General features: G+C 71.2%; 7 protein-coding genes and 1 pseudogene. All 8 read left to right on the top strand.

Annotated elements, in window-relative coordinates; genetic code table 11:
• A pseudogene (locus tag JMF86_RS11365) lies at window positions 1-815 on the top strand (HAD-IC family P-type ATPase); the annotation flags it as partial.
• A 25-nt stretch (window positions 816-840) separates the two neighbouring features.
• Entirely contained in the window at window positions 841-1,422 is a 582-nt protein-coding gene (kdpC, locus tag JMF86_RS11360) for a potassium-transporting ATPase subunit KdpC (RefSeq protein ID WP_054928022.1), read from the top strand.
• 153 nt (window positions 1,423-1,575) lie between these two features.
• On the top strand, window positions 1,576-4,419 hold the full coding sequence (locus tag JMF86_RS11355) for a sensor histidine kinase KdpD (protein WP_054928021.1): 2,844 nt from the start codon (window positions 1,576-1,578) through the stop codon (window positions 4,417-4,419).
• Window positions 4,412-5,110: a two-component system response regulator KdpE gene (gene kdpE / locus JMF86_RS11350; RefSeq protein ID WP_011545833.1), complete on the top strand. Its 699-nt coding sequence runs from the start codon at window positions 4,412-4,414 to the stop codon at window positions 5,108-5,110. Before JMF86_RS11355 ends, kdpE begins: the two co-directional genes overlap by 8 nt.
• A 152-nt stretch (window positions 5,111-5,262) precedes the next feature.
• Window positions 5,263-5,544, top strand: coding sequence for a DUF333 domain-containing protein (locus JMF86_RS11345; protein ID WP_054928020.1), 282 nt, complete (start codon window positions 5,263-5,265; stop codon window positions 5,542-5,544).
• A gap of 153 nt (window positions 5,545-5,697) precedes the next feature.
• The gene (gene sugE / locus JMF86_RS11340; protein WP_006497024.1) at window positions 5,698-6,018 is read left to right on the top strand and encodes a quaternary ammonium compound efflux SMR transporter SugE; all 321 of its coding nucleotides are present in this window, start codon (window positions 5,698-5,700) and stop codon (window positions 6,016-6,018) included.
• A gap of 217 nt (window positions 6,019-6,235) precedes the next feature.
• Window positions 6,236-6,853 (top strand): DUF4126 domain-containing protein, encoded by a 618-nt coding sequence (locus JMF86_RS11335; RefSeq protein WP_006483514.1) that lies wholly within the window; start codon window positions 6,236-6,238, stop codon window positions 6,851-6,853.
• Window positions 6,850-9,465, top strand: a complete 2,616-nt coding sequence (locus JMF86_RS11330; protein WP_054928019.1) for an ABC transporter permease — start codon at window positions 6,850-6,852, stop codon at window positions 9,463-9,465. Before JMF86_RS11335 ends, JMF86_RS11330 begins: the two co-directional genes overlap by 4 nt.
• The last annotated feature ends 37 nt before the right edge of the window (window positions 9,466-9,502 follow it).

Below are 9,502 nucleotides of genomic sequence, written 5' to 3'. Positions count from 1 at the left end.
GCGCCGCGCGGTGGACGACGTCGCGCGCCGCGGCAGCACGCCGCTCGTCGTGGCCGACCTGCGAGGACGGGGCGGCGCGCGTGCTCGGCGTGATCGAGCTGAAGGACATCGTGAAGGGCGGCATCAAGGAGCGCTTCGCGGAACTGCGCAAGATGGGCATCAAGACCGTGATGGTGACGGGCGACAACCGGCTGACGGCCGCGGCGATCGCGGCGGAAGCGGGCGTCGACGATTTCCTCGCGGAAGCGACGCCGGAAACCAAGCTCGCGACGATTCGCGAGCATCAGGCGGCTGGGCGCCTCGTCGCGATGACGGGCGACGGCACCAACGACGCGCCGGCGCTCGCGCAGGCCGACGTCGCGGTCGCGATGAACACCGGCACGCAGGCGGCGAAGGAAGCCGGCAACATGGTCGACCTCGACTCGAACCCGACCAAGCTGATCGAGATCGTCGAGATCGGCAAGCAGATGCTGATGACGCGCGGGTCGCTCACCACGTTCTCGATCGCGAACGACATCGCGAAGTACTTCGCGATCATCCCGGCCGCGTTCGTGACGACCTATCCGCAACTGCGCGTGCTCGACATCATGCATCTGACGTCGCCGGCGTCCGCGATCCTGTCGGCGGTGATCTTCAATGCGTTGATCATCGTCGCGCTGATTCCGCTCGCGCTGAAGGGCGTGACCTACCGGCCGCTCGGCGCGGCGTCGCTGCTGCGCCGCAACCTGCTGGTGTACGGCCTCGGCGGTGTGCTGCTGCCGTTCCCGTTCATCAAGCTGATCGACATGACGCTCGCCGCGCTCGGCTGGGCCTGAGCCGGCCGCACTTGAAGGAACCATCATGAAAACGTTGATTCGCCCGCTCGTCGTGCTTTTTGTCGTGCTGACCGCCGTGACCGGCCTCGCTTATCCGGCCGTGATGACCGTGTTCGGTCAGGCCGTGTTCCCGTCGCAGGCCAACGGCAGCCTGATCGAGCAGAACGGCAAGGTCGTCGGCTCCGCGCTGATCGGCCAGCCGTTCGACGCGCCGAAGTACTTCTGGGGCAGGCTGTCGGCCACCGCGCCGATGCCGTACAACGCGGCAGGCTCCGGTGGCTCGAACCTCGGCCCGTTGAACCCGTCGCTCGCCGACCAGGTGAAGGCGCGCATCGCCGCGCTGCGAGACGCGGGCACCGACCTGTCGAAGCCGGTGCCGGTCGACCTCGTGACGGCGTCGGCGAGCGGCCTCGATCCGGAGATCACGCCGGCCGCGGCTGCATATCAGGTCGAGCGCGTTGCGAAGGCGCGCAACCTGGCGCCGGACGCGGTCGCGCAACTCGTCGCCGCGAACACGGCGGGCCGCCAGTTCGGCGTGCTCGGCGAGCCGCGCGTGAACGTGCTGAAGCTGAATCTCGCGCTCGACGCGGCGCAGGCCGCGCACTGAGCGAGCGTGCATGCGGGCTCCCCGGCGCGGCTGGCTGCGCCGCCGGGCCCGACTTCGTTTCGACGGCGCTCGCGCCGTCTTTGCCTTTTGCGGCGATTTGGAACCACAATGGCTGTATCTCGCGCGCCATCCGGCGTGTCGCCCTCCTGACGCATGAACCGCCCCGATCCCGACCAACTCCTCGACAAGCTGCAGCGCGATGAAGAAAAGCAGCGGCGCGGCCAGCTCAAGATCTTCTTCGGCGCGTCCGCCGGCGTCGGCAAGACCTACGCGATGCTGCAGGCCGCGCGCCAGCGCGTGCAGGAAGGCGTCGACGTCGTCGTCGGCATCGTCGAGACCCACGGCCGTGCCGAAACCGCCGCGCTGCTCGACGGCCTCGACGTGTTGCCGCCCGCCCGCATCGACTATCGCGGCCGCCCGCTCGCCGAATTCGATCTCGACGGCGCGCTCGCGCGAGCGCCGCAACTGATCCTCGTCGACGAGCTCGCGCATTCGAACGTGCAGGGCGCACGGCACCTGAAGCGCTGGCAGGACGTCTACGAGCTGCTCGACGCGGGCATCGACGTGTATACGACCGTCAACGTCCAGCACCTCGAAAGCCTGAACGACGTGGTCGGCGCGATCACCGGCATCCGCGTGTGGGAGACCGTGCCCGATCGCGTGTTCGACGCGGCCGACGAAGTCACGCTCGTCGACCTGCCGGCCGAGGAACTGCTCGAGCGGATGCGCGACGGCAAGGTCTATCTCGTGCAGCAGGCCGAGCGCGCGGTGCGCAACTTCTTCCGCAAGGGCAACCTGATCGCGCTGCGCGAACTCGCGCTGCGGCGCACGGCCGATCGCGTCGACGCGCAGATGCGCGAGTACCGCGCCGACCGTTCGATCCAGCGCATCTGGCAGGCGCGCGAGCGGCTGCTGGTGTGCGTCGGGCCCGGCCCCGAAGCGCCGACGCTCGTGCGCGCGGCGGCGCGGCTCGCGGCGAGCCTGAAGGCCGACTGGATCGCCGTGTACGTCGAGACGCCGCGCCTGCAACGGTTGCCCGACGCGCGGCGGCAGCGCACGCTCGACGCGCTGAAGCTCGCGGCCGAACTCGGCGCGGAGACGGCCACGCTCGCCGGTGCGGATGCGGTCGCCGCGCTGATCGGCTATGCGAAGGTGCGCAACGTGTCGAAGCTCGTCGCGGGCGGCTCGCCGAAGGTCGGGCTCGTGCGCCGCTTCGCGCGGCCGTTCGGCGAGCAGCTGGCGGAGCGCGCGGGCGACGTCGACCTGATGCTGATTCGCGCGTCCGCGAGCGACGAGACGCGCGCCGTACCGCTCGACGCACGGGCGCGCGACTGGCGCGATGCGTTCGCGCAGTTCGGCACGCACCGCTCGCCGCCGCGCCATTACGCGTATGCGGCCGCGATCTGCGCGGCGATCACCGTCGTCGCGAGCGTCGTGTCCGGGCGGCTCGACCTCACGAACCTCGTGATGCTGTACCTGCTCGGCGTGGTGTTCTCGGCCGTGCGGCTCGGGCGCGGCCCGGGCGTGCTGCAGTCGTTCCTGTCGGTGGCCGCGTTCGATTTCTTCTTCGTGCCGCCGCGCATGTCGTTCTCGGTCAGCGACACGCAATACCTGCTGACCTTCTTCGGGATGCTGCTGACGTCGCTCGTGATCAGCCACCTGACGTCGACGCTGACGCGCCAGGCGAGCGTCGCGCAGCGCCGCGAGCGCCGCACCGGTGCGATCTACGCGATGGCGCGCGAGCTCGGCGCGGCGCTGACGACCGAGCAGATCGTCGAGATCGGCAGCCGCCACGTGGGCGAGGTGTTCCGCGCGCGTGTCGCGTTCCTGCTGCCCGACAGCGCGGACCAGGTGCGGCAGAAGATCGAGGAGCCCGACGCGGCCGTCACGCTGACCGGTGCCGAGCTCGACAGCGACGTCGGCCAGTGGGTGTACGACCAGCAGAAGCCGGCCGGGCGCGGCACCGATACCTTGCCGGCGACGGCCGCGCTGTACCTGCCGCTGAAGGCGCCGATGCGCACGCGCGGCGTGCTGGCGGTCGCGTCGCGCGAGCCGCGCGAACTCGAGGTGCCCGAGCAGCAGCGGATGCTCGACGCATTCGCCGCGCAGATCGCGCTCGCGCTGGAGCGTGTGCACTACGTCGAGATCGCGCGCGACGCGCTCGTCAACATGGAGTCCGAGCGGCTGCGCAACTCGCTGCTGTCGGCGATCTCGCACGACTTGCGCACGCCGCTCACGACGATCGTCGGCTTTTCGTCGATGCTCGCGAACGGGCGCGCGGCCGCGCAGGCGGGCGACGCCGCGGCGGCCGCGCGGCTCGCGCAGCGCGAGGGCGAACTCGTCGACGCGATTCACGACGAGGCGCTGCGGATGACGGGCATCGTCACGAACCTGCTCGACATGGCGCGGCTGCAGGCCGGCAGCCTGCAGCTCAAGCGCCAGTGGTCGCTGCTCGAGGAAACGGTCGGCGCTGCGCTCGCCGCCTGCCGGCGCGTGCTCGCGCGCCATCCCGCGCGCGTCGCGCTGCCGGCCGACCTGCCGCTGCTGCAGATGGACGCGGTGCTGATGGAGCGCCTGTTCACCAACCTGTTCGAGAACGCGGCGAAGTACACGCCGCCCGATACGTCGCTCGACATCGGTGCCGAGCGCGTGACCGAGGACGGGCAACCATTCGTGCGCGTGCACGTCGACGATCATGGCCCGGGCCTGCCGGCCGGGATGGAAACGCGGATCTTCGACAAGTTCACGCGTGGCGAGAAGGAATCGGCGACGCCTGGCATCGGGCTCGGCCTCGCGATCTGCCGCGCGATCGTCGAGGCGCACGGCGGTAAAATCGGCGCGCTCAACCGCACCGCGCCCGACGGCCACGTGACGGGCGCGCGCTTCTGGTTCACGCTGCCGGTCGACACGCCGCCGGCCGCGCCGGCCGTGCCCGACGACGAATCCGACCTGCCGGGCGCATCGCCCCCATCCGAGTCATTGCCAGACCATGAGTGAACCCAGCCTGACCGTCGTCCTGATCGAGGACGAAAAGCAGATCCGCCGCTTCGTGCGCGCCGCGCTCGAAGAGGAGGACATCGCGGTGTTCGAGGCCGAGACGGGCAAGCAGGGGCTGATCGACGCGGCGACGCGCAAGCCCGATCTCGTGATCGTCGACCTCGGCCTGCCCGATACCGACGGCCTCGACGTGATCCGCGAGCTGCGCGGCTGGTCCGAGGTGCCGGTGATCGTGCTGTCCGCCCGCACGCAGGAAGAGGAGAAGGTCGCGGCGCTCGACGCGGGCGCCGACGACTACCTGACCAAGCCGTTCGGCGTGTCCGAACTGCGTGCGCGGATGCGCGCGCAACTGCGCCGGCGCAACCAGGGCGGCGCGAACGAGTCGCCGAAGGTGAGCTTCGGCACCGTGACCGTCGATCTCGCGCTGCGCCAGGTGTGGCGCGACGACGCGATCGTCCACCTGACGCCGCTCGAATACCGGCTGCTCGCGACGCTCGTGCGTCACGCGGGGCGCGTGCTCACGCACCGCCAGCTGCTGCGCGACGTGTGGGGGCCGTCGCACGTCGAGAGCCATCACTATCTGCGCATCTACATGGCGCACCTGCGCCAGAAGCTCGAGGCCGATCCCGCGCAGCCCGAGCACATCGTCACCGAGACGGGCGTCGGCTACCGGCTCGTCGGCGCCGTGTGACGGGCGGTGCGCGGCGGCGCATGCGGCCGTGACGCCGCGCATCGGCACGGTTGCGCCGGCGCGACAGTCTCTCGACCGGCGCCGGCCTTGCACACCCGTTGCGCAATCCCCGCTATCCTGACCGTTCCGCGAACGAAAACGAGGAGCGTGCAATGTCCGTCCGTCTGGTCGTCATCCGTGCGCTGGCGCTGGTCGCGCCCGGCGCGTTCGCCCAGCCGTTGCCGCCCGGGCAGCAGCCGCCCGCGCAGGTGGCGCTGGCCAATCCCGCGTCAGTCAACTGCGAGAAGCTCGGCGGTCGCCACGTGATCCGCAACCTGTCGAGCGGGCAGGTCGGGATGTGCGTGTTCGAGGATGGCCGCGTGTGCGAGGAGTGGGCGCTGTACCGCGACGATCGCTGCGTCGGCGGCGGTGCGCCGAAGCGCGTGGCGAACTGAGCGCGGCCGGCCGATCGCGCCCCGCATCGGCCACCGACGTGGCCGGCAGCCGGCAGGTCCGTAAGCCTCTTGTTATACTCGGCGCCGCCCGGGGACGACCCCGGGCCATTCGCTTCAACGGGGACGGCCCCATCCGATCTGGAGTACGTCGAGATGGCGTGGGTATGGTTGTTGATCGCCGGTTTGCTGGAAGTGGCCTGGGCGGCCGGCTTGAAATCGTCGGACGGCTTCACGAAGCTCGGTCCGTCGGTGTTTACGATCGTGACGGCGCTGGCCAGCTTCGGGCTGCTCGCGGTCGCGATGCGCCAGTTGCCGCTCGGCACCGCATACGCGGTGTGGACGGGCATCGGCGCGGTCGGCGCGTTCGTGTTCGGTATCGTGATGATGGGCGAGGCGCTGACCGTCGCGCGCGTCGCGAGCGCGGCGCTGATCGTCGCGGGGCTGGTCGGCCTGAAGCTGTCGTCGGCCGCCTGACGACGGGATGCCGGGCGCGCATGCGCCCGGGCGCCATCCCGCACTGCGGAATTGCGCCGGCCGCCCGCCCAGCCTGTCTATAATGGAACGCATTCGGGCCTGAATCCCGTCGTGCTTCGCGCGGCACGCGGTGCCGGTCGCCACGCGCCGCGCGGCCAGTCTGTCCGACCCGATCCGGTCAATCGGCAAAACGCACGGAAAGTGCAAGGAGAGGGCCATGATCGAAGCCATTTCGCTCGGCGCGGGGCTCGCGTGGGCGAGCGGCCTGCGCCTGTACCTGACGGTCCTGATCGCCGGCGTGCTGGCGCGGTTCGGCTGGCTCCATCTGCCCGACACGCTGGCCGTGCTGATGTCGCCGTGGGTCATCGGCGCCGCGGCCGTGCTCACCGTAACCGAATTCCTTGCCGACAAGATCCCCGCGTTCGACTCGCTGTGGGATGCCGTGCATACCTTCATCCGCATTCCGGCCGGCGCCGTGCTCGCGGCCGGCGCGCTCGGCCATGCCGACCCGACCATGCTGGCGGTCGCGGGGCTCGCCGGCGGCTCGCTCGCCGGCGCCGCGCACGTGGCGAAGGCCGGCACGCGCGCGCTGATCAACCTGTCTCCCGAACCGATTTCGAACTGGGTCGCGTCGTCGACCGAGGACGGTCTCGTGGTCGGCGGGCTCGTCCTCGCGTTCTTCGTTCCGCTCGCGTTCCTCGTGCTGCTCGCTGCGTTCATCGCGGCGTCGGCGTGGGCGCTGCCGCGGCTGTGGCGCGGCGTGTCGGGTGGTTTTCGCGGAATGGCGAACCACATGGTGTCGCGGCTCAACTCGATCGGAGGGAAACGCGATTGAAGGGGCCGCAACACGCGGCGCAGCCGCCGGCCGGCCAACCCGGCCATGACGGGCGCGCGCATGCCGGCCGCTTCGGCCTGCGCGACCTGATCCACCAGGCCGCCCGGATGACCGCGCGCGACTGGCGCGCGGGCGAACTGACGCTGCTGGTCCTCGCGCTGGTGCTCGCGGTCGCGGCGCTGACGAGCGTCGGCTTTCTCGCCGACCGCCTGCGCCAGGGGCTCGAGCGCGACGCGCGCCAGATGCTCGGCGCCGATTTCGTCGTGCGTGCCGATCGCCCCGTCGATCCGTCGTTCGACCGGCAGGCCCGCGCGCTGGGCCTGCGTACCGCCACGACCGCCATCTTCCCGAGCATGATCGCGGCCGCCGCGGGCGGGCAGGCGGCCGACGCCGCGCCGTCGCGCCTCGCCGCCGTGAAGGCCGTGTCGCCCGGCTATCCGTTGCGCGGCGCGGTCGAGATTCTGCCGGTTGGTGCGACCGTCGCGCAGAAGGCGGCCGCGATTCCCGCGCCCGGCACCGTATGGGCCGACCCGGCGCTGCTCGACGCGCTGCACCTGAAGGCGGGCGATACGGTGCGCGTCGGGCTGCGCACGTTCACGGTCGCCGCGGCGATCACCCGCGAACTCGATCGCGGCTTTTCGTTCGTCAATTTTTCGCCGCGGCTGATGATGCGCGCGGACGAGCTCGCCGCGACGGGGCTCACGGGCTACGGCAGCCGCGTCACGTACCGGCTGCTGGTCGCCGGCGACGCACCGGCCATTGCGCGCTTCGAAACGTATGCGCACCAGCGCGTCGACGGCGGGAAGCTGCGCGGTGTCGGGCTCGAGTCGTTGCAGGAAGGGCAGCCGCAGGTGCGGCAGACGCTGGATCGCGCGCGTCATTTCCTGACGCTCGTCGCGTTGCTGACCGCGCTGCTCGCGGCGGTCGCGATCGCGATGGCCGCGCAGCGCTACATGCGGCGTCATCTCGACGGCTGCGCAACGATGCGCTGCCTCGGCGTGAGCCGCCGCACGCTCGGCGCGCTGTTCGCGCTCGAATTCGTCGGCGTCGGCGTCGTGTCGGGCGCCGCGGGCGCGGTGCTGGGCTACGGCGGCCACTGGGCGCTGCTGGCCGCGCTCGGCAGCCTGATCGACGTCGTGCTGCCGCCGCCGACGTTGTGGCCGGCGCTGATCGGCATGGGCGCCGCGCTCGTGCTGCTGCTCGGTTTCGCGCTGCCGCCGCTCGTCCCGCTCACGCGCGTGCCGCCGGTACGCGTGCTGCGGCGCGATTGGGGCGACGCGTCGCGCACCGCGTGGGCCGCGTATGCGATCGGCGTCGTGCTGTTCGCGGGGCTGCTGATCGTGGCCGCCGGCAACCTGAAGCTCGGCCTGATCGTCGCGGGCGGCTTCGCCGGCGCGCTGGTCGGGTTCGCGCTGATCGCCCGGCTCGTGCTGTTCGCCGCCGCGCGCGCGGTGCGCAATGCGCGCGTGGCCGCGGGCGTCGGCTGGCGTTACGCGCTGGCGTCGCTGCACCGGCGCGGCACGGCCAGCGCGCTGCAGATCACCGCGCTCGCGCTCGGCCTGATGTGCCTGCTGCTGATCGCGATCACACGCAACGACCTCGTGGCGGGCTGGCGGCAGTCGACGCCGCCCGATGCGCCGAACCAGTTCCTGATCGACATCCAGCCCGACCAGCGCGCCGATGTGGCCGCCTATCTGGCCGCGCACGGCGTGCGCGACGCGGTGCCCGCGCCGATGGTGCGCGGCCGCCTGGTCGCGATCAACGGCAAGCCGGTGAATCCGGACGCATATCCTTCCGAAGAGGCGCGCCGGCTCGTCGATCGCGAGTTCAACCTGTCGTATACGACCGAACTGCCGTCCGACAACCGGATCGTCGAAGGCGACTGGTTCGGCAACGCGGCCACGCCGCAGATCTCGATCGAAGCCGGCCTCGCGAAGACGCTGAACGTGAAACCGGGCGATACGCTGCGCTTCGACGTGACGGGGCTGACGGTCGATGCGCCGATCACCAGCGTGCGCAAGCTCGACTGGGGCTCGTTCCGCGTCAACTTCTTCGTGTTGATGCCGCCGCCGGTGCTGAAGGATTTCCCCGCCGTCTACCTGACCAGTTTCCATCTGCCGGCCTCGAACGCCGCGCTGCTCGATCCGCTGATCGCGCGCTACCCGAACCTGACCGCGATCGACGTCGCGCCGATCCTCGCGCAGTTGCAGCGGATGATGCTGCAGGTGGTCGGTGCGGTGCAGTTCCTGTTCGCGTTCACGCTCGCGGCCGGCGTGCTCGTGCTGTACACGGCGCTCGCCGGCTCGCGCGACGAGCGCGTGCGCGAGGCCGCGCTGCTGCGTGCGCTCGGCGCGTCGCGCGCGCAGGTCAACGCAGTGCAGCGCGCGGAATTCGTCGTGGTCGGCGCGCTGGCCGGCGTGCTGGCATCGGCGGGCGCGATCGCGGTCGGCTGGGTGCTCGCGTCGCGCGTGTTCGACTTCCAGCTCGCCGTCGATCCGTGGCTCGTGCCGGCGGGCATCGCGGCCGGTGTCGTCTGCGCCGGTGCGGCCGGCTGGTTGAGCCTGCATAATGTGTTGCGGCGCCCCGCGCTGCAGTCGCTGCGCGACGCCTGAGCGTCGCCCGCGGCCCCGAAGATCCCGTTTTCCGACT

Source organism: Burkholderia sp. E168m15 (assembly GCF_016586105.1).
Taxonomy (GTDB): Bacteria; Pseudomonadota; Gammaproteobacteria; order Burkholderiales; family Burkholderiaceae; genus Burkholderia; species Burkholderia orbicola.
Note: the sequence above shows the minus strand (reverse complement) of the source record. Positions and strands in the feature narration are given on the sequence as shown.

Coding starts and splice junctions, on each gene's coding strand:
- JMF86_RS11345 (WP_054928020.1), top strand. CDS start 5,263: ATGTCCGTCCGTCTGGTCGTCATCCGTGCGCTGGCGCTGGTCGCGCCC.
- JMF86_RS11335 (WP_006483514.1), top strand. CDS start 6,236: ATGATCGAAGCCATTTCGCTCGGCGCGGGGCTCGCGTGGGCGAGCGGC.
- kdpC (WP_054928022.1), top strand. CDS start 841: ATGAAAACGTTGATTCGCCCGCTCGTCGTGCTTTTTGTCGTGCTGACC.
- JMF86_RS11355 (WP_054928021.1), top strand. CDS start 1,576: ATGAACCGCCCCGATCCCGACCAACTCCTCGACAAGCTGCAGCGCGAT.
- kdpE (WP_011545833.1), top strand. CDS start 4,412: ATGAGTGAACCCAGCCTGACCGTCGTCCTGATCGAGGACGAAAAGCAG.
- sugE (WP_006497024.1), top strand. CDS start 5,698: ATGGCGTGGGTATGGTTGTTGATCGCCGGTTTGCTGGAAGTGGCCTGG.